Origin of the sequence: Alkalibacterium sp. MB6, from assembly GCF_009935905.1 — a bacterium.
In the GTDB taxonomy this organism is placed as follows: Bacteria; Bacillota; Bacilli; order Lactobacillales; family Carnobacteriaceae_A; genus Alkalibacterium.
The window spans coordinates 1-22,139 of the sequence record NZ_PREX01000033.1 but is presented as its reverse complement, the minus strand read 5'-3'; the positions used below and the strand labels follow the sequence as shown (position 1 = coordinate 22,139).

General features: G+C 38.2%; 21 protein-coding genes, 8 tRNA genes and 1 other RNA gene. 26 read left to right on the top strand and 4 right to left on the bottom strand.

Annotated elements, in window-relative coordinates:
* The first annotated feature begins 82 nt into the window (after nucleotides 1–82).
* Nucleotides 83–754: an NAD(P)H-hydrate epimerase gene (locus C3945_RS10855; protein ID WP_161879674.1), complete on the top strand. Its 672-nt coding sequence runs from the start codon at nucleotides 83–85 to the stop codon at nucleotides 752–754.
* On the top strand, nucleotides 747–1,691 hold the full coding sequence (locus C3945_RS10850; protein ID WP_161879673.1) for a tocopherol cyclase family protein: 945 nt from the start codon (nucleotides 747–749) through the stop codon (nucleotides 1,689–1,691). Before C3945_RS10855 ends, C3945_RS10850 begins: the two co-directional genes overlap by 8 nt.
* A 70-nt stretch (nucleotides 1,692–1,761) precedes the next feature.
* Here C3945_RS10850 and C3945_RS10845 read toward each other — a convergent pair whose 3' ends face one another.
* Nucleotides 1,762–2,529, bottom strand: a complete 768-nt coding sequence (locus C3945_RS10845; protein WP_161879672.1) for a helix-turn-helix domain-containing protein — start codon at nucleotides 2,527–2,529, stop codon at nucleotides 1,762–1,764.
* 352 nt (nucleotides 2,530–2,881) lie between these two features.
* Here C3945_RS10845 and C3945_RS10840 point away from each other — a divergent pair, with 352 nt between their 5' ends.
* The 7 genes from C3945_RS10840 (at nucleotide 2,882) to C3945_RS10810 (ending at nucleotide 9,001) form a co-directional block, all read left to right on the top strand.
* Entirely contained in the window at nucleotides 2,882–3,859 is a 978-nt protein-coding gene (locus C3945_RS10840) for a general stress protein (protein WP_161879671.1), read from the top strand.
* A 16-nt stretch (nucleotides 3,860–3,875) separates the two neighbouring features.
* A complete protein-coding gene (locus tag C3945_RS10835) occupies nucleotides 3,876–4,748 on the top strand; it encodes an SDR family oxidoreductase (RefSeq protein ID WP_161879670.1) in 873 nt (290 codons plus the stop codon).
* A 36-nt stretch (nucleotides 4,749–4,784) separates the two neighbouring features.
* Complete coding sequence (locus tag C3945_RS10830) at nucleotides 4,785–5,042, top strand: hypothetical protein (protein WP_161879669.1); 258 nt, start codon at nucleotides 4,785–4,787, stop codon at nucleotides 5,040–5,042.
* A gap of 170 nt (nucleotides 5,043–5,212) precedes the next feature.
* On the top strand, nucleotides 5,213–6,217 hold the full coding sequence (gene recX, locus C3945_RS10825; RefSeq protein ID WP_161879668.1) for a recombination regulator RecX: 1,005 nt from the start codon (nucleotides 5,213–5,215) through the stop codon (nucleotides 6,215–6,217).
* The gene (gene mutY / locus C3945_RS10820) at nucleotides 6,214–7,392 is read left to right on the top strand and encodes an A/G-specific adenine glycosylase (RefSeq protein ID WP_161879667.1); all 1,179 of its coding nucleotides are present in this window, start codon (nucleotides 6,214–6,216) and stop codon (nucleotides 7,390–7,392) included. The genes recX and mutY overlap by 4 nt, the downstream gene beginning before the upstream one ends.
* 115 nt (nucleotides 7,393–7,507) lie before the next feature.
* Nucleotides 7,508–8,044 carry a nucleoside tri-diphosphate phosphatase gene (ntdP, locus tag C3945_RS10815; RefSeq protein WP_161879666.1) on the top strand — a complete coding sequence of 179 codons (537 nt, stop codon included), beginning with the start codon at nucleotides 7,508–7,510 and terminating at the stop codon, nucleotides 8,042–8,044.
* 99 nt (nucleotides 8,045–8,143) lie between these two features.
* Nucleotides 8,144–9,001, top strand: a complete 858-nt coding sequence (locus tag C3945_RS10810) for a hypothetical protein (RefSeq protein ID WP_161879665.1) — start codon at nucleotides 8,144–8,146, stop codon at nucleotides 8,999–9,001.
* A gap of 75 nt (nucleotides 9,002–9,076) precedes the next feature.
* On the opposite strand, the gene C3945_RS10805 is transcribed toward C3945_RS10810, so the two are convergent.
* Entirely contained in the window at nucleotides 9,077–10,162 is a 1,086-nt protein-coding gene (locus C3945_RS10805) for an FUSC family protein (protein WP_161879664.1), read from the bottom strand.
* Nucleotides 10,163–10,330: 168 nt separating this feature from the next.
* On the opposite strand from C3945_RS10805, the gene C3945_RS10800 reads away from it, so the two are divergent.
* The 13 genes from C3945_RS10800 (at nucleotide 10,331) to C3945_RS10740 (ending at nucleotide 15,740) form a co-directional block, all read left to right on the top strand.
* On the top strand, nucleotides 10,331–10,762 hold the full coding sequence (locus C3945_RS10800) for a Fur family transcriptional regulator (RefSeq protein ID WP_161879663.1): 432 nt from the start codon (nucleotides 10,331–10,333) through the stop codon (nucleotides 10,760–10,762).
* Between the two features lie 153 nt (nucleotides 10,763–10,915).
* Nucleotides 10,916–11,833 (top strand): diacylglycerol/lipid kinase family protein, encoded by a 918-nt coding sequence (locus C3945_RS10795; protein ID WP_161879662.1) that lies wholly within the window; start codon nucleotides 10,916–10,918, stop codon nucleotides 11,831–11,833.
* Nucleotides 11,834–11,934: 101 nt separating this feature from the next.
* Nucleotides 11,935–12,007 (top strand) — tRNA-Asn (locus tag C3945_RS10790).
* A gap of 9 nt (nucleotides 12,008–12,016) precedes the next feature.
* Nucleotides 12,017–12,103: transfer RNA gene (locus tag C3945_RS10785), tRNA-Ser, on the top strand.
* 316 nt (nucleotides 12,104–12,419) lie between these two features.
* On the top strand, nucleotides 12,420–13,823 hold the full coding sequence (uxaC, locus tag C3945_RS10780) for a glucuronate isomerase (protein WP_161879661.1): 1,404 nt from the start codon (nucleotides 12,420–12,422) through the stop codon (nucleotides 13,821–13,823).
* Nucleotides 13,824–13,964: 141 nt separating this feature from the next.
* Nucleotides 13,965–14,654 carry a GntR family transcriptional regulator gene (locus tag C3945_RS10775; protein WP_161879660.1) on the top strand — a complete coding sequence of 230 codons (690 nt, stop codon included), beginning with the start codon at nucleotides 13,965–13,967 and terminating at the stop codon, nucleotides 14,652–14,654.
* A gap of 260 nt (nucleotides 14,655–14,914) precedes the next feature.
* Nucleotides 14,915–14,986 (top strand) — tRNA-Glu (locus C3945_RS10770).
* Nucleotides 14,987–14,998: 12 nt separating this feature from the next.
* Nucleotides 14,999–15,071, top strand: a tRNA-Phe gene (locus C3945_RS10765).
* 12 nt (nucleotides 15,072–15,083) lie between these two features.
* A tRNA-Tyr gene (locus tag C3945_RS10760) sits at nucleotides 15,084–15,164 on the top strand.
* 4 nt (nucleotides 15,165–15,168) lie between these two features.
* Nucleotides 15,169–15,239: transfer RNA gene (locus tag C3945_RS10755), tRNA-Trp, on the top strand.
* A 72-nt stretch (nucleotides 15,240–15,311) separates the two neighbouring features.
* A tRNA-His gene (locus tag C3945_RS10750) sits at nucleotides 15,312–15,384 on the top strand.
* 8 nt (nucleotides 15,385–15,392) lie between these two features.
* Nucleotides 15,393–15,464: transfer RNA gene (locus C3945_RS10745), tRNA-Gln, on the top strand.
* A gap of 78 nt (nucleotides 15,465–15,542) precedes the next feature.
* Nucleotides 15,543–15,740, top strand: coding sequence for a hypothetical protein (locus C3945_RS10740; RefSeq protein ID WP_161879659.1), 198 nt, complete (start codon nucleotides 15,543–15,545; stop codon nucleotides 15,738–15,740).
* 70 nt (nucleotides 15,741–15,810) lie between these two features.
* Here the strand turns inward: C3945_RS10740 and C3945_RS10735 are convergent, their stop codons facing one another.
* Both C3945_RS10735 and recU read right to left on the bottom strand, forming a co-directional pair.
* The gene (locus C3945_RS10735) at nucleotides 15,811–18,444 is read right to left on the bottom strand and encodes a transglycosylase domain-containing protein (RefSeq protein WP_161879658.1); all 2,634 of its coding nucleotides are present in this window, start codon (nucleotides 18,442–18,444) and stop codon (nucleotides 15,811–15,813) included.
* A 115-nt stretch (nucleotides 18,445–18,559) separates the two neighbouring features.
* The gene (gene recU / locus C3945_RS10730) at nucleotides 18,560–19,189 is read right to left on the bottom strand and encodes a Holliday junction resolvase RecU (RefSeq protein ID WP_161879657.1); all 630 of its coding nucleotides are present in this window, start codon (nucleotides 19,187–19,189) and stop codon (nucleotides 18,560–18,562) included.
* A gap of 69 nt (nucleotides 19,190–19,258) precedes the next feature.
* Here recU and C3945_RS10725 point away from each other — a divergent pair, with 69 nt between their 5' ends.
* From C3945_RS10725 to C3945_RS10710, 4 genes are all read left to right on the top strand, one after another.
* Complete coding sequence (locus tag C3945_RS10725) at nucleotides 19,259–19,813, top strand: DUF1273 domain-containing protein (protein ID WP_161879656.1); 555 nt, start codon at nucleotides 19,259–19,261, stop codon at nucleotides 19,811–19,813.
* Nucleotides 19,814–19,935: 122 nt separating this feature from the next.
* The gene (gene gpsB, locus C3945_RS10720; RefSeq protein ID WP_161879655.1) at nucleotides 19,936–20,250 is read left to right on the top strand and encodes a cell division regulator GpsB; all 315 of its coding nucleotides are present in this window, start codon (nucleotides 19,936–19,938) and stop codon (nucleotides 20,248–20,250) included.
* Between the two features lie 14 nt (nucleotides 20,251–20,264).
* Nucleotides 20,265–20,635, top strand: an RNA gene (rnpB, locus tag C3945_RS10715) — RNase P RNA component class B.
* Nucleotides 20,636–20,732: 97 nt separating this feature from the next.
* A complete protein-coding gene (locus C3945_RS10710; RefSeq protein WP_161879654.1) occupies nucleotides 20,733–21,857 on the top strand; it encodes a THUMP domain-containing class I SAM-dependent RNA methyltransferase in 1,125 nt (374 codons plus the stop codon).
* The last annotated feature ends 282 nt before the right edge of the window (nucleotides 21,858–22,139 follow it).

Sequence of the window (22,139 nt, the reverse complement as noted above, 5' to 3'; positions counted from 1 at the left end):
TTTAAGTCAGCCTTAAATGACAAATATAGTAAAAAAAAGATTAGCCATTTAAGACTAATCTTATTATACGAGGAGGATGGGTATGAGCTTGAGTGTATCAGCTAAAGAAATGAAAGCGATTGATGAGTGCACTATTCACACAATTGGGATACCGTCTCTCGTATTGATGGAGCGAGCGGCTCTAGGAATTGTTGAGGCACTGCTTTCAGACATGACGTTTAAACAACCCATTATTCTCTGTGGTCCTGGAAATAATGGTGGAGATGGCCTGGCGATTGGTCGCATCTTGTATTTAATGGGTTATGAGGTCACGCTGTGTTTAATTGGTCCACCTGATAAATGGACAGATCAGACCCAAGTTCAACACCAGATTGCGACTAATTTAAAGTTAAGCGTGTTAGATGATGTGCCTGACAACATGAATGAAGGCTACGATATCGTGATCGATGCACTTTTTGGTATTGGTCTAGATCGAGAGGTCGAATCCCCTTTTAAAGAAGTCATAGAAAGAATCAACCAGTTTAAAGGGCCTGTGGTGTCAGTTGATATTCCTTCAGGTTTATCAGCTGATACTGGACGACGGTTCAACACGGCAGTAATAGCTAACCGAACCTATACAATAGGGTTTAACAAGCAAGGGTTTGAACAACTATCTGCAAAGGCACTGACTGGTAAGGTAACAATCATTGATATTGGATACCCACCAGAAAAGATGATTAAACACTTTTTAGAAAGTAGGGAAAAGAATGAGTAACCGATTTGATTTTCAAGGGTTAAAAGAAACGGGAGAGTATTTTGAGGGATGGTACGTCAAATGCACGGATCCAAAGAATGAGTTGTCTATTGCCTTAATTCCTGGAATCGCACAATTTTCTAACAGGGAGTCATTCGTTCAATACACTATTCAGTATAAGGATCAGTCTTTCAGTGGTAAGGTGACGTTCGACAGAGACGATTTTCACGTCGTACCTGAACCGTACTCCATCTTAATGCCAAAGTTTGTTCTGAGTGAAAAAGGGGTTAGGGCAAGTTTGAAAGATGAGAAGAATGACATCATTCTTGATTTTTCTTTCGGCCCCTTTTTACCTATTCGCCAAACGGCCTTCATGCCAAGTATTATGGGACCTTTAGAATACTTAACCATGCCTTGTGCACACGATATTGTGAGTATGAAACATGATGTATCAGGCACGTTAATTATTAATGGCGAAAAAATTGTGCTGGATTCAGCTATAGGGTATATGGAAAAAGATCGGGGTCATACCTTCCCGTCCAATTACTTATGGTTACAAACGAATGTGTTTGAAGATGATACACATGCAGCCTTGTCTTTAGCAGTCGCAACCATTGAGAAAAAACCACTTCATTTAACAGGGAGCATAGCGATTTTTCATGACGGAATAAACGAGCACCGTTTTGCTACTTATCTCGGCACAAAGCACGAAGTCATAGTGGATAATGACGGTCAAGGGTATACGGTTGTGTTAACCAGTCTAGGAAAAAGGTTAAAAACATCTGTACGTTTATTAAACGCACAAGAATTAATCGCGCCGATGAACCGTGAAATGGATTTTCCAATTAAAGAATCAGTGAAAACGGAGCTGAAGGTTTGGTTTAAGGAAAAAGGCAAACCGGAAGTCTTCTTGTCGAGCGATTATGCCGCAGCGGAACTTGTCAATTGGAAGGCTTAACTTAAAAAACTCATTCGTCTTCTGTTTAATATAAACAAGAAGGCGAATGAGTTTTTATATAAGTAAATCATTAAACTTTTTCGTTTTTAGGTAATTCCTTTAAGTACTTGGTTGGTGTTTTGCCAGTGATTTTTTTAAATACTTTAGTAAAGTAAGAGTGGCTATTGAAACCTGCTAAGTTAGCGACTTCACTCAATTGATGCTCACCTAAATGGAAATAATACTTGGCCAAATAAACACGTTGCTGGTTAACGTAACCGATAAAGGTGTTACCTGTTTCTTGTTTAAATTTCCGAGCCAAATGAACAGGATGCATACCGTAAATGGAGGCAATATTAGTTAAAGTTAATTCGCTTGTTAAATTTTCAGTAATATAACTAACGATTTCTTTCATAACAGATGAATAGGCGGTAGTGGAAAAGTTGGCCACTGCATCACAATAATCTTTGAATATATCGAAATAAACATTATCGACTAAGTAATCGACTGAACTGGCATCTTTTATAATAATAGTGAAGCGCTCATAAATGAGGTGCAAATATAAAGGCAAAGTGCCACCGTTTTTTGCAGCAATTCTTGAATAGGTATTAACAGTAATCAGATGATTTTTGAGTTTGTCCAATAAATCGTCATCGCTGTCAGCTTTGAGGTAAGCAAATAGTTTATCTATGTCGAGTAACGCTAGAGTATCGTTAAGTTTTTGTAGATCTCCTTCAGTGATGGCATCGCTGAGTTGGTCTTGGATAAGATAGCGGTAATTCATTGCATCCGTTGTCAACTCTCTTAGTTTGCTCAATCGTTTGTCTTTTAAGGCTTCTTTATCATCATGACTTTTCATTTGACAAAACCCTTCCTGTTTTACTGTATTTGATTATACCTTGTATGATTAATATACCATAAGAAAATAAAAAATAAACATGAAATGCATAAATAACAATTGTTTTATGTGACTAAATTTTGCCGAAATACATTCAGATATTGATATAATGGAGCTAAATAGTAATCATTATAATTGAAAAGCAAGAAATGACTGTTTATATTTATGCATAAAGTTATAAATATTCATAAAAGGCCTACTATGTATGCGCTTCCTGACTTCTTTGGGGCGTATCTTTTTACAAGCGACTGAAGTAGTGATAACATTATGGCATAAGATTGAACAAAATGTGACAGGTAGAAAGGGTGAAAAAATGGATCGACATATTCTCGGAACGTTTAGAATGGAAGAGGAATTGATTCAAGAAATTCAACGTCTAATAAATGAAGAGGGTTACCAGAGTGATGAATTAATGGTAATCATTGACAGTGAACAGGATTATGACGATAAATTGAAGAAATTGAATCAAGTAGTAGTAAAAGAAGTGGAGTTAGAAGACGACTCGATTTGGGAGAAAATCAAAGATACATTTTCTTTCGGTTCATATAACAGTAACGACAATGGTACAGAGCTAGAAGATTATGGTGTCGCCTCTTTGCATTCAGATCATTACACAGATGCGTTAAGGGACGGCGACTTCATTTTACTTGCAGATACAAATGCACCAAAACATGCAGGCTTATCAGAAGTAAATGAAGAGGTTATTGATGAGGTGCAACCAGTTAATAGTAATGAAAAGGGGAATGTAAAGATGGACAACGACGAGATAAAAAAAGATAGCACAATCGATGAAGTGAACACAGAAGAAGAACAAGCAATAACAAGTGATGCGAAACAACACGCTTCTAACGAGGAGAATCCGAGTCAAATTAACACATCGGAAACAGATTCAGGAAATATGGATAACATGTCCGATGCAACTCAAGCATCAAGTACGCGTAAAGAAGACCAAGTCTCAAAAGAAGCAAATGCCAAAGAAGATACTCATACTGAAGAAAAGTCTTCGGATCCTTCTGTAGCTGATGACGACACTCAAGGCACGGACTCTAAAGAAGAGCCTGAGGTGACAGGTGATGAAAAGTCAGTTATCAGAGATTATGAAAATGACGAAAAGCATGAATATGGCTCTAATATTGCCAAAGGTTCCTTTAGTGCGGAATCTAAAAGCCCATTAAACACGGAAGATAAAGAAGAAAAAGACCCTTCAGAAGAATCCGAGACTCCAGAAACGGATGCAGTCTATCCGGAAAGCCATGATGATGCTGGTATGAAATCAGAGGAAAATCAATAAAAAAGGGGCATTCATGATGTCAGAAGAAAAAAACATTAAAACCCAAGAGCCTAAAAAAGACTATTTAATCGATGACGAATCGAAGAATATGGACCGGGAACCAAAAGTTGAATCTGATACTTATAAAGCAGCTGGTAAGCTAAAAGGGAAAGTAGCGATTATAACTGGTGGCGATTCTGGAATAGGTGCAGCTACAGCTATCTTGTACGCTAAAGAAGGTGCTAAAGTAGCGATCACCTATTATTCATCTGATGACGATGCTAAACGGACTAAAAATCGTTTAGAAGAGTTAGGTGCTGACGTTCTCGTATTTAAGGGCGATGTAGGCGATGAGTCATTTGCCCAAGAAGTCGTTAAAAGAGTAACTGATAAATGGGGTTCCATTGATGTCTTGGTTAACCATGCCGGAGAACAGCATTACCAAGAAAGTATTCTAGACATTACTGCTGAACAAATCGATCGCACATACCGTACGAATATATTCAGCCAGTTTTATTTCGTGAAAGCAGCATTTCCTCATTTCAATGATGGAGCGTCTATCATCAATACATCGTCAATCACCGCTTACCAAGGTAATCCGACTTTGATGGATTACTCAGGGACGAATGGGGCACGCGTATCCTTTACGCGTTCACTATCTCAAAACCCTGAAGTCATTGAGAAAAAGATTCGTGTAAATTCAGTTGCACCAGGGCCGATATGGACACCACTTATCCCAGCAACGTTTCCTGAAGAGGCATTAGAGAGTTGGGGCAAAGATGGAGCGTTGGGACGTCCAGGTGAAGCGTATGAATTAGCACCTGCTTATGTGTATTTAGCGAGTGACGATTCCAGCTACGTCTCCGGTCAAACGATTCATGTGAATGGTGGCGTCGTCGTTAACGGTTAATAAAATTAAAGAGTATAGAGTGAAAGGACTGATAATATGACTAACAATAAAGACGGAGAATTGAAAAGACCGAATCATAATGTGAGAGATATGAGCGATCCTGTTCATGAGTCACCTGTTTCACCGGATACAGCCGCTCCACTTGGCTATATTAAAGATAGACCAGCTAGAGACAAACTAAGTGAAGAAGAAATCGATAGAAAAGCGCTTGGCGAAGCGCCCGGGAATGACGTTGAATTATCCTTGAATCCTAATGAAGAAGATGTAACTGAGGATGACGTACTGGACGACTAGCATAATAATTACGGCCTTCTGTGTGTATGGATGCAGGAGGCTTTTTTTGATGGGACAAAGACGTTATGTCATCAAGTTAAACATGTTATACTTATAGAGTAACGATTAATCGATTGAATGAAGACGAATACGCCTGCCATGTTTCGTTGTAAGAGAAAAGGAGCATCTAAATGGTAAATGATTATGTCAATGACTTTAATGAAGAAAACAACTCATCCATTCCAGGTTTAATAGAATTGTCTCCCAACACAGTTGACAAAGGAACGGAGAAAAAAGAAATAAAAACGAATGATGAACCATCATCATTAACTAGCAATAAAAACGGTTGGGAAGAAGACCTTTTAAACCAATACAGGTCAGAAAATAAGAAAAAAGAAAACAAGTTAATCATTACTAAAATTCAAGCTCAAAAAGCGAAAGGGCGTTACAATATATTCGTTAACGACGAGTATGCCTTTGCAGTAGATGATAATTTACTTGTCAATTACCGTCTAATGAAAGGAATGGAATTAACAAAAGAAGTGATTGAAGAGCTTAGGGAAAAAGGGGAAATGAGCAAGGCTTATCAAGCCGCTTTAAATTATTTAAACTTCAAAATGCGTACAGAAAAAGAAGTGAGAGATCATTTAAAGAAAAAAGAGTATCAGTCAGTAGACAGTGTCATTGAGAAACTAAAAAATCATCGCTTTATTAATGATCGAGAATATGCCATTAGTTTTGTACGAACCAACTATATACTGAAAAATGATGGTCCAAGAAAAATCGAACAAGCACTTTACAAAAAAGGCATCAATAAAAATGATATATTAGAAGGGTTGGAAGAATACAAGATGGACCAACAAAAAGAAAATGCATTAGCATTAGCTGAAAAAACACTAAACAGACAAAGAAACAAATCAAGCAGAGAAGTCATTCAAAAAGTGAGAGAGCAACTTATGCTCAATGGTTTTTCAAGCGAGATCATAAGCGAAGTGATGGAAGAAATTGATACAGAACAATCGGTTGACGAAGAATACGAATCACTTGAAAAACAAGGAGAAAAAGCGTGGACTCGTTACTCTAGAAAGTCTAAGAATAGAGATCTCATTCAAAAAACAAAAGCCTTCTTGTATTCAAAAGGCTATCCTAAAGAACTAATTGAACGATTTATTACAGAAAAAGAGGAAGACATGTGACAAAAAAAGAATTAAAAAAAGATTTACTCAAAGAAAATGGCATAGAGATATGGCCTGAAGATAAAATTAAAGCCTTTAGGCAGACCTTACTGCAGTGGTACGATGATAACAAAAGAGATTTACCATGGAGACAAACGAGTGACCCTTACCATATATGGGTATCAGAAATCATGCTGCAGCAAACACAAGTTGTAACGGTGATTCCTTACTATAATCGTTTTTTAGAGACCTTGCCAAATATAAAAGACTTGGCTGAAGCGTCTGAAGAGACGATTATTAAGTTATGGGAAGGGCTCGGTTACTATTCTCGAGTGCGCAATATGAAAGCCACTGCCATACAGATTATGAACGACTTTAACGGTGTATTTCCGAGAAATAAAAAAGACATCTTAACGTTAAAAGGCATTGGACCTTACACGGCAGGTGCGATTAGCAGTATAGCCTTTAATCAAACAGAGCCAGCAGTGGATGGGAACGTGATGAGAGTCATGAGTCGATTATTTGAGATTGACTTGGACATTGGCAAAGCGTCTAGTCGTAAAGTATTTGAGGCATTGATTGATCGATTGATCGATCCAGATAGACCAGGAGATTTCAATCAAGCTCTGATGGACTTGGGTGCAACCATTTGTACGCCTAAAAATTACGACCCCTCAATAAGTCCAGTAAAAGAGTTCAACGCATCCTTTGTAAATGAAAGCTGGGAGCAATACCCTATTAAAGCAGCTAAAAAAGCGGCTAGGGAAGAAGAATACGTTGCAGTAGCCATACAGAACAAGGTTGGAGAATATGCTTTTGTAAAACGGCCGTCTAAAGGTGTTTTAGCTGGTATGTGGACCTATATTATGATTGATGCTCAACACGTGCTTGACAGTGGCTGGAAATCCTTTAAGAAGAAGCAAATGGATTCAACTGACCTAATGACTCGAGTAGAAGACGTGCTACTAAAAGAATACGGTCTTCAAGTTAGCGTCAACGAATTACCTAAAGGGGAAGTCACTCATGTGTTTTCACATATAAAGTGGAAAATGACTGTATGTGAAGCTATGCTCATTAAAGAAAAACAGACACTAGCTCCCATCGAATGGATTCATCCTTCAGATTATGACCAACATGCCTTTCCTATGCCTACTCAAAAGATTCAGAAATTGGTATCGGATATCACTTTGTTTTAAAGCTACTATCTAATTCTCTTAATTGTATTTTTTTGTTCACAATTTATGATATAATACTCATGAGTTTGAGGATAAGAAACGTTCTTTTTATTGTGAACAAGAGAGTTGGGTTAAGATGGAATTTCCAAAAGAAGGAGAGTTCATCACAATCAAGAGTTACAAACATGATGGGAGTCTGCACCGGACGTGGAGAGACACGATGGTACTCAAAACGACTGAGCATGCCTTAATTGGGTGTAACGATCATACATTAGTCATTGAATCTGACGGGAGACGGTGGAAGACAAGAGAACCAGCATTGGTTTACTTTCATAAACACTATTGGTTCAATATCGTGACCATGATCCGTCAAAAAGGAACGTCTTATTATTGCAATATGGCTTCGCCTTTTCTAATCGATGAAGAGGGTGCCAAATATATTGACTATGATTTAGATGTGAAAGTGTTTCCGGACGGAGAAAAACGACTGTTAGACGTCGATGAGTATGAGGAACACGGAAAAAAATGGGATTACCCTGATGAAATTGATCTGATACTTAAAGATCATATCAAAATCTTGGTTGAATGGATTAATGAAGAAAAGGGTCCCTTCTCAGAAGGGTATGTTGACTTATGGTATGACCGCTATAAGCAACTGACTGGGAAAAAATGATTGTGATGACTGAAACAGTAGAAGATTAGTCTTATTCTTCTACTGTTTTCCCTTGTCTTTAATCGTTTCATACCATTTATTTAGAAAGGATGATTGATAGTGAAAAAAAGTGCCATAACGATTCCATTGTTACTCGTTGCGACTCTATCGACTATTGTTTTTGGCAGACGCTATGCCGCGGAACGTCAAGAAGGAATGGACGACAATCAACTAGTATCAGGGAGCGAATTACAGGAATATAGTCAACTTTCCAAAGATACGTCTGAAAATCCAACAGGATCAGATGGCGACATGGAAACCAATGAAGAGTTGCTTGAAGATTACGAAGGGCGTGAAGATACCTTATCCATTTATGAGCGATTAGATTATTTATCCCTTTTAAAGAACCAAGTGACACTTGCTTTTTACGGTGACATCGATTTAGAAGAGGATTGGGCTGTTACCTTAACTGATAGACTGACTACTCAAACCAGCAACGATTTGGTGGTGTTAGATCATACATTTCCTAACTACGATACATATCAGCTTTACATAGAACAAACAGTAGAAGGGTTGACCTCCGACAACCCAGACATCATCATATATGGGTTACCAGCACTTCCTGATAAAGTGAGAGACATCGGTTTATCAGAAACAGAAGAGTTTATGACGACTCTTTTAACTAGCTTAACGGTTGCTGAAGAGACTGAACTTTACCTTTTAGAGCCGTATCCGATTATAAATGAAATCAATCAGTTAAATTCCCGCTCATTGGACTACAGAAGTTATTTAAATAGAATGAGAGACGTTGCTGAAGAAAGGGACATTCCAATCCTGCCCCTTCATTCTGGATTTATTGAAAGCTCTAATGCAGAAGACTTAGCTCCTTTCTATGAAGAGGGTACTAATGAACTAAATGACGCAGGGACTGAACGTGTTAACACTGTATTAGAAGAACTTTTTAGTGAACCAAGATAACCTAAAAAGACTTATGACTAATGAGGAGACGTAGAGTGCTCTCATAAGTCATAAGTCTTTTTTTAACGGAAAAAGTTAATGAAGTGATTTAATTGAAGAGAAGTTATCTTTGTGTTTTGATTTAAAGCTAGTTACTAAGATATTCAGGTGTTGAAGTTGCTCTTCGTATTCTAATACGGCTGACATCAAATGAATAACCGTATTGCTATGGCCATAATCATTTTTTAAGTAAGATTCCAGACTTGCCTCATTAAAAAAAGAATCCATAAATTTAACCCTTAAGTCGGATTTATAGGCAATAAAATTAACTTCACCCGGTTGTACTCGGCCATTCCATTTTAAGATGATTTGTTCATGAGCACTCATTAAAGTCTCCAAACGTTCTCGAAGTAATGCCCTCAGCTCATCTGGGAAATGATTAAAAACATGTTCAGATCGGTGCAAGGTTTTAAGCAAAACAAAAGCAGCTTCAGTGGTTCGAATCATTTGCCTGTAAACCACTAATAATCTTGTAACAGAATACCCTTTTTTCCTAAACCCTTTAATCCAATACCCATCACGAAGCAAGGAAAGCATTCGCTTCATATCTGTAAGTGATTTTTCAATATTTCTTAAATCAGTCAACATAAGAGAATGTTGGGCATTTTTCCGCAAACTCAATCGAATGAAGCGAGTAATATCATCTGTCATTGTATTATTAAGGTTATATAGCTTTTTTTCATAGTTAGGAGGTAGAATAAAATGATTGATTAAAAAGGCAATGCCAACCCCGATAAAAGTTGCCATCACTCGAAGAGTAGAATTGAAGATAATATGTTGATCAGCTGATAACATAATGACAATTAAGGTTACGGCTGACAAACCAATCACATTATTTAATTTTAATTGATGAAGCAAAGCTATAAGTAATGCTGTAGCAACACTAATAATAATAAAAGAATTACCAAACATGATGACCATGACAATGGCAACAACTCCACCAATGGTGTTGGCAAATACACGATCACGCAGTTCTATAAATGACTTTTTAACTGATGGCTGCATGGATGAAACAACTGAAATAGCAGCAAGTGAAACATCATTCAGACCAAGTAAAGTGGGGATTAATAATGAAAGAAAGACGGCTAAACTCGTTTTAAACGTTCGCGCTCCAATTCTCATTGTTAAATAAACTCCTACCTTCTAAAGTGTCCTATCATTATTAGTATACTATAAATAAATGAGTTAGTTTAGTTAAAGTTGTAAAGACTTTTGACATATTCTTGCAAAATAGTGCAATAAACGGTATCATTTGAGTTACAGAAGGAAACAGCTAAAGGATTGATAAAAATGAGTTATTTAGTTCAACAATCCATCGAAAGGTTAAAATATAGCAATATTCGCATTACCCCTCAGCGGCACGCTATATTAGAATACTTAATTGAAAAAGATAATCACCCAACTGCAGACGAAATATACAAAAATCTTGTCGATCGATTTCCGAGTATGAGTGTGGCGACTGTTTACAATAATTTACGATTATTTATTCACCTTGGATTAGTCAAAGAAATGATGTACGGAGATAATTCCAGTCGATTTGATTTTGCCTCTACGGAGCATTATCATGCGATTTGTTCAAGTTGTGGAAGAATTGAAGATATTTACTACCCTGGATTAGATGATGTAGAAGTTGTAGCCAGCACACTAACAGGATACAAAGTCAATTCACATCGATTAGAGATTTATGGTCTCTGTCCTGAATGCCAAGAAGAAGCCCAATAGTCATAAAACGCATGAAACCTGGATGTCATATCACTGACTCCAGGTTTTTATTATGCAAAAAAACCCACCTATTAAATAGCAGTATGTATTGTTACTGAGTGAGGAGTTAGTGTAGTAAAATGGATATAAGTTTACATGAAAGGAGTCTCTAGAATGAATGACGTTATGATTATTGCAAACCCTTCTTCTGGTCAAAAGCAATCTGAAGAATATGCTGGTTATGTTCAGGACTATTATAAGAAAAAGAATAAATCAGTCACTTTGAACTTCACTGAAAAGCTAGAGGATATAGGAGCATATGCAAAAAAGGCAAGTGAAGACCATTATAAAACCATCATTGTTCTAGGAGGTGACGGCACCATATCTGAATTGGCTAATAGCCTTAAAGATAACGACTATCGCCCAGAAATTGGAATCATTCCAACTGGAACTGCGAATAATATCGCTAATGGTCTAAATATACCATCTAACTTAAATCGAGCTGTCGAATCCTTAGACTATAGCCATCCTCAAAAAACAGACGCAGGTTTAATAAATGACCGCATATTTATGAGTTCTGTTTCTGCCGGTACAATCACTGAATCAGCCTGGCAAGTAACGAAAGAGCAAAAGGAATCATACGGGGCGGCTGCTTATTTCATAGAGGGCTTAAAGTCATTAAGAAATGAAGATTCTTACCGCTTTAAATTGATTATTGATGGCAAAACCATAGAGGCTGACTTAAATGTCCTTCTCGTCGGTGTATCAGATTCAATTATTGGTATAGATGGCTTTTTTGACAGTGCTCGTTATAATGATGGCAAGTTACACTTATTTGGGTTAAAGAGTTCGACACTATCTGAAAAACTGACTATACTCCCATCTATATTTCGTAATGAAAATGAATTTAATAAGAACCAAGACTTGGCATTTACCATGCCGTTCGAAGAAGCAGAGATTCATTTAAAAGAAAAGGTCGCCCACTTAGCTATGGATGGAGAGAAGGGTCCAGATTTTCCGGTGAACATAAAGGTATTACCTGGTTACTTTACATTTTTAGTTCCAGAAGAGAAAACAGGTCTATTCTCTTGACGAGTAACAAAGAAAAAGGCAGTTATACATTTTGCTCAAAATGGATTGACACAAATACCATACGATGTTAAGATATAAGAGTTGTTAAGACAACGTTTCATTCCGCAATAGCTCAGTTGGTAGAGCGCACGACTGTTAATCGTGTTGTCGCAGGTTCGAGCCCTGCTTGCGGAGTTTTCTTATGGAGAATTGTCCGAGTGGCTGAAGGAGCACGCTTGGAAAGCGTGTATACGGTTTTCCGTATCGAGGGTTCGAATCCCTCATTCTCCGTTATGAATAGTGTTCAAAAATAGTTCTTGTGAATGTGTAACTTTACACATTTACAAGGACTTTTTTATTTTACAAAGTGTGTGGTATAGAAAAACCAATTAAAATTATTTACTCATAAGTTAAATAGTAACTTGTTTTATTAAGTATGCTAGATTATTACTGAAAGAAAGTGATGTCTAAAACGGTGTAATGGAAGCAAAGTCTAAATTTATTATGATGAAACCCTTTACAAAACTTTCAATCATGTTATACTTTACACAAAGTAATATATCAGTTTCTATGATTTAGACCACATTAAGTTAAAGGAGACGTGACTATGAGTTTTATAACAGAAGATTTTATGCTAACAAATGAAACAGCCAAACGCTTGTATCATGACTACGCAAAAGATTTACCCATTTTCGATTACCATTGCCATCTCATTCCTGAGTTGATCGCAACAGATTATCAGTTTGAGGATATCACAGAGATATGGTTGGCGGGCGATCATTACAAATGGCGAGCAATGAGAGCAAATGGTATTCCTGAAGATAAAATTACAGGAAGTGCCTCTCCCAAAGAAAAGTTTAAAGCCTGGGCAGAAACGGCTGAAGCAACCATTGGTAATCCTTTGTATCACTGGACACATTTGGAAATGAAACGTTACTTTGATATTGATGAGTTACTCAGTGCAGATAATTGGGAAGATATATATGAACGAATGAACCAAAAAATTAAAGAAGATAACCTATCGACTCAACAATTAATCAAAGATTCAAACGTTGTTTTCGTTGGGACAACGGATAACCCAACGGATACGTTAGCATTTCATGATCAAATAAAAGAAAGTGAGTTTGACGTCACCGTTGCACCGTCTTTTAGACCGGATGAAGCTTCCCCAGTTGGAGAAGAGCGGTTTAAAGAATTCCTAAGTCGCTTAGAAGGTCTATACGGGAATAAACCAACATCATATAAAGAAATGATGGAACTTATAAAAAGACGTGTGGATTACTTTGATGAAAGAGGCACTCTTGCGTCAGACCATGCGTTGGAAGAGATGATTTATGAAACCGCAACGGATGATGAAATTGAAGCGATCTTCAATAAAGCGGTGAACATGGAATCGATCAGTAAAAAGGAAAAAGAGCAGTACTTGACTCGTATTCTAGTGGACTTGAGTGAGATGTACTATGAAAAAGGTTGGGCTATGCAGATTCACATTGGCGCCATCCGGAATAACAATTCTTTTTATTTAGAAAAATTAGGACCAGATACAGGCTTCGACTCAATTAAAGATTCAGGAAATGATGCAGCTGGTTTAAACGGACTATTAGATAAGATGAATCAAAAAGGAAAACTACCTAAAATGATTATCTATAATCTTGATCCAACAAAGAACCATGTCGTAGCGAGTGCTGTTGCAAACTTCCAAGTTAACGACGAAGGCATCAAAGGGAAAGTACAGTTCGGTTCTGGTTGGTGGTTTAATGACACAGAAGAGGGCATGCTGCGTCAAATGAAAACATTAGCTGATCATGGTTTACTCATGAACTTTGTCGGTATGTTAACCGATTCAAGAAGTTTTATGTCTTATCCAAGACATGAATACTTCCGTCGCATTTTATGTAACTTTGTCGGCGAACAAGTGGAAGACGGTAAGTATCCGAAAGAGGAAAAATTGTTAAAACGATTAATAGAAAACGTATGTTACTATAACGCTAAACACTACTTCACAAAATAACTAAGAGAATTTTTAATGAGATGTTGGAGAGAACCGGAAAAGGTGCTCGTTGGATTGCTGTTCTTAACTGATGAAATAGCCTATATTTTTATAAAAGTAAACGGCGTTTTGTGTTGAAACGCTGATGGAATGGTGGATATTATGGAAGAATCGACAATTCAAAGCAGAACTTATGAAAGATTAAGAGAGAAAATCGTAAAGATGGAATTGAAACCTGGTCAGAAGATAGTGATATCAGATTTAATGGAATCATTAGGAGTAGGTAGAACACCATTAAGAGAATCACTTAAACAACTGCAAAGACAGAATTTGATATATACGGTCCCTCAATCTGGAACGTACATATCAAAAATAGATATGGTACAAGCCGTGCAGTCTCGTTTTATCAGAGAGTGTATTGAAAAAGAAATCATGGTTGAATTATCTGCTAAAATTAATGATAAACACATTAGAGAATTAGAAGCTATTCTGGATGATCAAAGAAGAGAGTTCGAATTAAAAGATCGATCCAAGTACCACGATCTAGATAATCAGTTTCACGAAACCTGTTATAGAATAGTTAGTAAAGAGCAAATTTGGTCTTGGATTAACACGTATAACACTCATTTGGATCGCTTTAGATGGTTGCATCTTGAAAAAGCCACTTTTGACTATAATCTAGTCCTTAAAGAACACGAAGCGCTCTTGGAAGCTGTTATGAATAAAAATATAGATGAAGTGAAGTTTTTGACCGTGAGTCATATACGATTCATGCTTAAGTCTCAAGCAGACATCTTTGATTTATATCCAAACTATTTCACTGAGAAGTCAGTTGAGCTAGTAAAAGATTAAGGGAAAATAGGATTTCCTAACAAATAGTGAAAATAAAGTAGTGATTATGACTGACTACAGACGGTGGATGGTTAGCAAGGTAAGGGAATAATCTAGAGAGGGTTGGCGGTCAGGTTTAAATCTGATCGTCCAACTTCTTATTAAGAAATGACTCTTTTTGAAAGATATTGAATTAAGATATTGAGTCTCGTTTTAAAATATGATATACTCATCATTGTGAGTTTGAAACGGACGTAGTCATTCACACTTAATGATGTACTGGCCCCTTGGTCAAGCGGTTAAGACACCGCCCTTTCACGGCGGTAACACGGGTTCGAATCCCGTAGGGGTCATCAATAGAAGTAGGCGCTGTAGCTCAGTTGGTAGAGCAACGGATTGAAGCTCCGTGTGTCGGCAGTTCGACTCTGTCCAGCGCCATGTCATCCTTTTGGAGGGATAGCGAAGTGGCCAAACGCGCCGGACTGTAAATCCGTTCCTTCGGGTTCGCAGGTTCGAATCCTGCTCCCTCCATTATAGGGGTATAGTTTAATGGTAAAACTATGGTCTCCAAAACCATCGATGTGGGTTCAATTCCTACTACCCCTGTTTCCGACAATGTTAGCATTCACTTTTAACAAAATCTATGCTATAATAGGTTTCGGATAATTAAATAATATGGCGATTGTGGCGAAGTGGTTAACGCACCGGGTTGTGGTCTCGGCATTCGTGGGTTCGATCCCCATCAGTCGCCCTTAAGATTGGGCTATAGCCAAGTGGTAAGGCAACGGGTTTTGGTCTCGTCATTCCTAGGTTCGAATCCTAGTAGCCCAGTAAAGAAATAAAACCCAATGCAAATGCGCATTGGGTTTTATTCGTATCCAAATCTATTTTAGAAAAGGGTCAAAACATATGGACAAAAAACAAGGAAAATTTCTGTTGATTATGGGGCTAATTATTACGGTCCTCTCAGTTTATTTATTATTTATTGATTTGTTAATAGGCGTTGTCGGCTTGCTTGTTGGAATATGGAATATCATTAATGGTATCCTAACGATTAAAGGAAAATCATTCTTTCAATCGAAAGACAAGCAAAACAAATTAAAATAGGTTACAAACACTAGCAAAAAGGCATCACTCCCATAGAAAAGGGAAGTGATGCCTTTTTAAGTTTTAGTGTTTATACTTCTGAGTCTTCCTCTTCACCCGTTTCATCATCGTCTTCAGGAGGAGGTGTTGGTTCAGGCTCTTCTTCCTCTTCTTCAGTATCGCCCTCTTCAGGTTCTTCTTCTACAGGCTCCTCATCATCTGTTTCTGAATCCACTGGAGGAGTGGCTGGTTCTTCTTCGGTTTCTTCTTCGGTTTCTTCTTCCGTGTCTTCAGGCTCTTCTTCAACCTCTTCATCTTCAGGTTCTTCTTCCTCGACTGGCTCGGGAATGGTCACGTTGACAGACGTGCTTGGGCCAGTATTTCCATAGGCTGTTACAGCTAATGTAATGGTCAAGGAACCAGATGGTGGCGTAGAAACCGTGTATTCAGTTTCTGAAACAGTCACGCTTTGACCACCAATGTTTAATACATACTGAGGTGTTTCATCATCATTTTCGAGACTATAGTCATCCCAAGTAATAGACAATACCTCTGATTCTTCATCGTATTCAGCAGATAAACCAGTAGGTGCAGTTAATTCTACTCCAAAACGTGTGGATACTTCTGATGGCTCCGTACCTGTAACGAATAATTCTGTTACGATATTAGTAGAAGGCGTGTTTGGTCCAGGTAATTGAGCTGGGTTCGATCCATCTTCTACAGCGACTTCCGTAACAGAAGAAGGGCGAGACCAGTCGGTATTTTCTACCGATTCTGAAACAGTCGCCATCACTTGTCTGTACAGCTGACGAGGGATGTTACGGGAACCATCATCAAAAGTAAGGTAACCTTCACTGTTGTTACGGTAACCGGTCCATACAGATAGAGAGTAATTAGACGTGTAACCGACATACCAAGAACTAGGCACAGCGCCAGATGGGTAACCATATCGTTCTAAATCAGCAGAACTAAAGTTAGTTGTTCCTGTTTTACCCGCTTGAGGGACGCCAGGAATACCTACAGAGTTATTATAAACTGCAGCTACATCTTTCAACATGTCCGTAATCATATAAGCGGTATAATCAGACATGGCTTGGCTGGTTTGAGGCGTCAAGTCTATTTCCTGTCCATTATGAGTCACGACCCGTTCAACCGTATAGGGTTCAGTATAGTTACCGCCGTTAGCAAAGGAAGCGTAAGATCCAGCTAACTGTAAAGGAGATAGGTCCCCATTAATCGCGTTTTGAGGTAAAATCCCTGTTGCGCCTGAGTTTAACAGTTCTGGATCTAAACCTAAGCCAGTAATAAATTGCTCAACTTGAGATGCTTCTAAATCTTCGTTCATTATTTTAGCAGCCGGTATGTTTCTGGAATCAACTAAAGCTTCACGCATACTCATTTGTCCACGGTACTGACTATCGTAGTTTCTAAGTGGCGTCCCGTCTGGATAGGCATATTCTTCGTCCACAATCTGGTGATAGGTAGAGTATTCCAAGTATTCTATGGCAGGACCATAGGTAGTTAGTGGTTTAATCGTTGAACCGACAGCTTTTATATCAGTCGCATGGTTAAAATTCAACTGTCCTTCTTGATTACGACCGCCTCCAAGGGCACGAACTTTACCTGTGTTATTTTCAATGAGGGACATAGCAGACTGCATATTTTCATTCGTCCAATTGATATCTTCTGAATGTAAGGCTTCATAAATACTTTCTTGGGCATCCATGTCTAAATTGGTGTAGATAGTTAAGCCAGCTCTGAATGGATCCAGACCCGTTTTTTCTTCAACTTCATCTAAAACTTCAGTCAAATACGCATCAAAGACAAGGTTATTTTGATCATCTTCCGTCCGTTCCACTAAACCTTCCTCAATAGGAATGGCTTTCGCTTCTTCAGCTTCTTCGGCCGTAATGACGCCTTCATCTCTCATAACGTTTAAGACAACGTCACGACGGTTTTTAGCTGTTTCAGGATTGACATATGGGTTGTATCGGTTAGGGGCTTGAGGCATACCTGCAAATAAAGCAGCTTCGTGAAGCTCTAACTCGCTAACATGCTTACCGTAGTATTCTTCAGCAGCGGTCGCAATACCATAGACGTTTCCAGCCATATGAACCTTATTCATATATAAAGTTAAGATTTGTTCTTTTGATAATTGACGTTCCAATTGAACAGCTAGCCAAGCTTCTTGCGCTTTTCTTTCAAGCGTCTGGTCTTCTCTTAACGTTGAAAAGACAGATAATTTGACCAATTGTTGGGTAATTGTACTCCCACCGCCGACAATTTGACCACGGTTAGTCACATATCCAACAGCTGCCCGAGCAATTCCAATAGGGTCGATACCCATGTGATCTTCAAAACGCTGGTCTTCTATAGCCATCATGGCATCTTTCATAACTTGTGGAAACTCACTCGCATCAGCATAATCGCGACTTTCTCCACCTAATGTATAAAAGACATTGCCATCCATATCAACCAAGTCTGATGAAAACGTACCAAGTAAATCTTCTTCAGTCATCTCAGGAGCGCTTGATGCATAATAGGCAAAGAGACCGCCGCCCGCAATAATCGCTAGCATAAAGAGTGCCAAGAGGGTTAAAACAATACGTTTAAACCATTTTTTCGGCCCACCTTTTTTTGGTGCTTGTTTCTTGCTTTGTTTATTATTTTGTTTTTTGCTTTTCTTTTTATAATCTTTTCGTGACACGTTATTGTTCTGTGACATATAAAAACTCCTTTGTTTTCACTTTATAAATATATAAAACACCTATTTAAGTTACAAAAAAGAACATTACACTATATTGATTTTTTAGTCAATAGATGAAATAAGACATGTATCCTTATTTACCAGTATGCGATTCGATTAATTTGTCTATAATAGGAAGGTAGGGCAGTCTTGGTGCTAATGAATAGGTCAGTTCGTATGCTTCTGTTTCAAAAACGGATAGAGGAATGGATTTCTTTACGTTTTCTTCCGATTGCTGATTCCACCACGATGAAATGAGGGGGAAATCGACTAAAAAGACACGGTTTAATGTACTGAATCGGATAATAACAAAACAAATGCCACCGTGGTCTGTACAAGCTTTCATGTGAGTTAATTGATGTTCATGGAAGTTCTTTAAAGGAAAAGATGTTTTGTTTTGGGTTTCCTTCGCTTCAAAATCAATGTAATGCCCTTTATAAACGCCGTTGTAATCCGTGGTGGATGCTTTTTTGTAGTAAGCTTCAGTAATTTTGGCCGCACTTCGTCTAGGGTAATCAACGTTCACAATTTGTATCGGAATGGGTTTTTTATGGATAATAGCCATGTTCCGACTTAAGTAAAACTCATTCGTGACGTTCAAGTCTTCCTCAAGAGTCATCCCTCGATTACTATGAGACAATTTCTTTATCCCCTGTTGCTTTTTGCTTCTCTTTTTGTCATCATTACTGATGTAGAGCTTCCCATTTGGGTATTTAATCGACACAACGTTCACAACCTTAACACATGATAACTATAGTTTACCAAAATGTGAGAGAGCAGAGTAGAAAAGAAGGTGAATTTTATTAAAACTTTATTTGTTACCGGCTACAGACCATACGAATTGTCCATATTTTCGTCAGATGATCCAAAACTTCATTATATAAAATTATTTTTGGAAAAAGAGATTAAACGTTACGTTGAAGAAGGCTTGGAATGGGTCATTATTGCTGGAAATATAGGCACAGAACTATGGGTGGGAGAACTTGTTCTTTCATTAAAAGACGATTACGAAGAGTTGAAGTTAGGAGTTCTGTTGCCTTTCGCAGAAATGGCAAGTAAGTGGAACGAAGCCAATCAAACACTATATAATACAGTCATCGAGCAAGCAGACTATGTCAATTATACGTCTAATAAGCCCTATACTAATCCAAGTCAATTAAAAAACAATCAAGAATTCATTATCCAAAACACCGATGCTTGTTTACTTTTTTATGACCCTGAGTATCCTGGAAAAGCTTCATTTATATTTGAAGCAGCTATACTATACCAGGAACATTACCCCTATGACATCCAAACCATCAGTTTTGACGAACTACAATGGTTCGTGAACGAAATTGAAGAATTATAACTGACAGTTACCTTCACTTTTAAGCAACTGTTTGCTATAATAGGATAGTAATATGATGTGAACAACTCGATTTAATTAGTTAAGATGGTTTAAATACTAGGAATAGCAGATGGGGTGTAGGAATGGATAGGGAGTTAACCCAAAAAGAGATACTTGAAAAAGACTTTAAAACAAAAGTTCGCGGTTACGACTCAACTGAAGTCGATGAGTTTTTGGATATCGTCATCAGAGACTATGAAGCCTTTCAAAATGAAATTGATAAATTGAAATCTGAAAATAATCGATTACTTGATAAGTTGGACGAACAAGCTAAACAGATGAGTACTCAGCATCAAAATCAGCAACAGTCCAGTTCAAGTGTGACAAACTTTGATATCTTAAAACGATTATCAAACTTAGAGCGTCACGTTTTTGGTTCGAAACTAGATAACGATTAATAGAATAATATGTACATCACGGATAATCGCGCAGCTTATGGCTGTGAGGAAAGTCCATGCTCACACAAGCTGAGATTGCTTGTAGTGTTCGTGCGCAGCGAAATCATAAGCTGCGGCACCCTTTAATGGGATGACGGCAGGAAAAAAAGCTAAGGGGCAACCTATGCTTGAGTACCCTTGAAAGTGCCACAGTGACGAAGCACTAGCGGAAACGCTAGTGGTGGAACGGGTAAACCCCTCGAGTGAGCAACCCAAACTTTGGTAGGGGCACTTTTCTCCCGGAATTCAACGGAGAGAAGAGGCAGGGCAGTTATGCTCGTGCAGACAGATGATTATCTCTGAAGAGGCGCTTGCGTCTTTTCTAGACAGAACATGGCTTACAGTGATGTACATAGTAAAAGAAATCCTCTCTTTTTAGGGAGGATTTCTTTACGTAAAGAAACCAATAGTGCATACTAATAGAAGAGAGAGGTGGCAGATAAATGGAATATAATTTAATCGCTACAGCAGCTAGTGGAATAGAAGCACTGGTTGGTAAAGAACTGAAAAGCATGGGCTACCAGGTCGAAGTTGAAAACGGCCGAGCTCGTTTTAAGGGTGGAAAAGAAGACATCGCTAAAACCAATCTATGGTTACGTACTGCAGACAGAGTCAAGATAGTGGTTGGTGAATTCACAGCGAAAACCTTTGATGATTTATTTGAACAGACAAAAGCGTTACCGTGGGATGAGTATTTGTCTATGGATTCCGCGTTTCCCGTATCAGGTAAATCAATTGAGTCCGTACTGTTCAGTGTCCCTAATGTTCAACGTATAGTAGACAAGGCTATTGCTGAGAAAATCAAAGATGTTTACCATAGAAGAGGCATGCTTCCAGAAACAGGAGCCAAGTTTCCTATTGAAGTGGCTATAAGAAAAGACAAGGTCCTTTTAACGATCGACACCACAGGAGACAGTTTATTCAAACGTGGCTACCGCGTCGACAAGGGTGGGGCACCTTTAAAAGAAAACATGGCGGCAGCTTTAGTCATGCTGACAACGTGGAGAAAAGATCGTCCCTTTGTCGATCCGACATGTGGATCAGGGACGATTCCTATAGAAGCAGCTTTAATCGGACATAATATCGCTCCAGGCTTTAACCGTACATTCTTATGTGAAGAATGGGACTGGATGCCTAAAGAGTTATGGCAAAAAGTCAGACAAGAAGCAGAGGAACAAGCCGATTATGATATAGAGTTAAACATCAAAGGATACGACAGTGACCAACGCATGATAGAAATTGCTAAGCGCAATGCAATGGAAGCAGGTTTGGCACACAGTATCGAATTCGAGCAAAGAGAAGTGGCTGACTTTGATACTGATGAGAAATTTGGCATCATTGTTTCAAACCCTCCATACGGCGAACGTTTAGGAGACGAAGAAGAAGCCTATGAACTATATCGTCAAATGGGTAAAGCCTTCCGACCACATGAAACGTGGAGCAAGTACATTATCACCAGTGATTTAGACTTTGAAGAACATTATGGACAGCGAGCTACCAAAAAACGCAAACTATATAATGGTTACCTCAGAACAGATTATTTCCAGTATTGGGGTAAACGTAAATAAAAAAGCCAGTGAGGCACTATACCTACTCCTAATGAGTAAGTGTAGTGCCTCACTTTTCTATATAGCAACAGTGTCTGAGTTAGCTAATTAGTTTGTATGTGTTACTATAATTTTGTTTCTTCTTGGCTCATACGGTAACACATACAAGCTAAAACGATTGATTGCTATTCGCACTTATGTATCATACGATAGTGTTAAATAAGAAGCCAGCTATAAAGATGTCAAGGAATAAATTGAAAGTTTAAGACCTGATTCTGAAGTGTGATTTTAAAGGAATTTATG

Excerpts from the sequence above, each read along its gene's own strand:
- C3945_RS10835 (WP_161879670.1), top strand. The coding sequence starts at position 3,876 with ATGTCAGAAGAAAAAAACATTAAAACCCAAGAGCCTAAAAAAGACTAT.
- C3945_RS10740 (WP_161879659.1), top strand. The coding sequence starts at position 15,543 with ATGGACAAAAAACAAGGAAAATTTCTGTTGATTATGGGGCTAATTATT.
- C3945_RS10855 (WP_161879674.1), top strand. The coding sequence starts at position 83 with ATGAGCTTGAGTGTATCAGCTAAAGAAATGAAAGCGATTGATGAGTGC.
- uxaC (WP_161879661.1), top strand. The coding sequence starts at position 12,420 with ATGAGTTTTATAACAGAAGATTTTATGCTAACAAATGAAACAGCCAAA.
- C3945_RS10840 (WP_161879671.1), top strand. The coding sequence starts at position 2,882 with ATGGATCGACATATTCTCGGAACGTTTAGAATGGAAGAGGAATTGATT.
- gpsB (WP_161879655.1), top strand. The coding sequence starts at position 19,936 with ATGGATAGGGAGTTAACCCAAAAAGAGATACTTGAAAAAGACTTTAAA.
- recX (WP_161879668.1), top strand. The coding sequence starts at position 5,213 with ATGGTAAATGATTATGTCAATGACTTTAATGAAGAAAACAACTCATCC.
- C3945_RS10795 (WP_161879662.1), top strand. The coding sequence starts at position 10,916 with ATGAATGACGTTATGATTATTGCAAACCCTTCTTCTGGTCAAAAGCAA.
- C3945_RS10800 (WP_161879663.1), top strand. The coding sequence starts at position 10,331 with ATGAGTTATTTAGTTCAACAATCCATCGAAAGGTTAAAATATAGCAAT.
- ntdP (WP_161879666.1), top strand. The coding sequence starts at position 7,508 with ATGGAATTTCCAAAAGAAGGAGAGTTCATCACAATCAAGAGTTACAAA.
- C3945_RS10775 (WP_161879660.1), top strand. The coding sequence starts at position 13,965 with ATGGAAGAATCGACAATTCAAAGCAGAACTTATGAAAGATTAAGAGAG.
- C3945_RS10830 (WP_161879669.1), top strand. The coding sequence starts at position 4,785 with ATGACTAACAATAAAGACGGAGAATTGAAAAGACCGAATCATAATGTG.
- C3945_RS10845 (WP_161879672.1), bottom strand. The coding sequence starts at position 2,529 with ATGAAAAGTCATGATGATAAAGAAGCCTTAAAAGACAAACGATTGAGC.
- C3945_RS10735 (WP_161879658.1), bottom strand. The coding sequence starts at position 18,444 with ATGTCACAGAACAATAACGTGTCACGAAAAGATTATAAAAAGAAAAGC.
- C3945_RS10710 (WP_161879654.1), top strand. The coding sequence starts at position 20,733 with ATGGAATATAATTTAATCGCTACAGCAGCTAGTGGAATAGAAGCACTG.
- C3945_RS10805 (WP_161879664.1), bottom strand. The coding sequence starts at position 10,162 with ATGAGAATTGGAGCGCGAACGTTTAAAACGAGTTTAGCCGTCTTTCTT.
- C3945_RS10850 (WP_161879673.1), top strand. The coding sequence starts at position 747 with ATGAGTAACCGATTTGATTTTCAAGGGTTAAAAGAAACGGGAGAGTAT.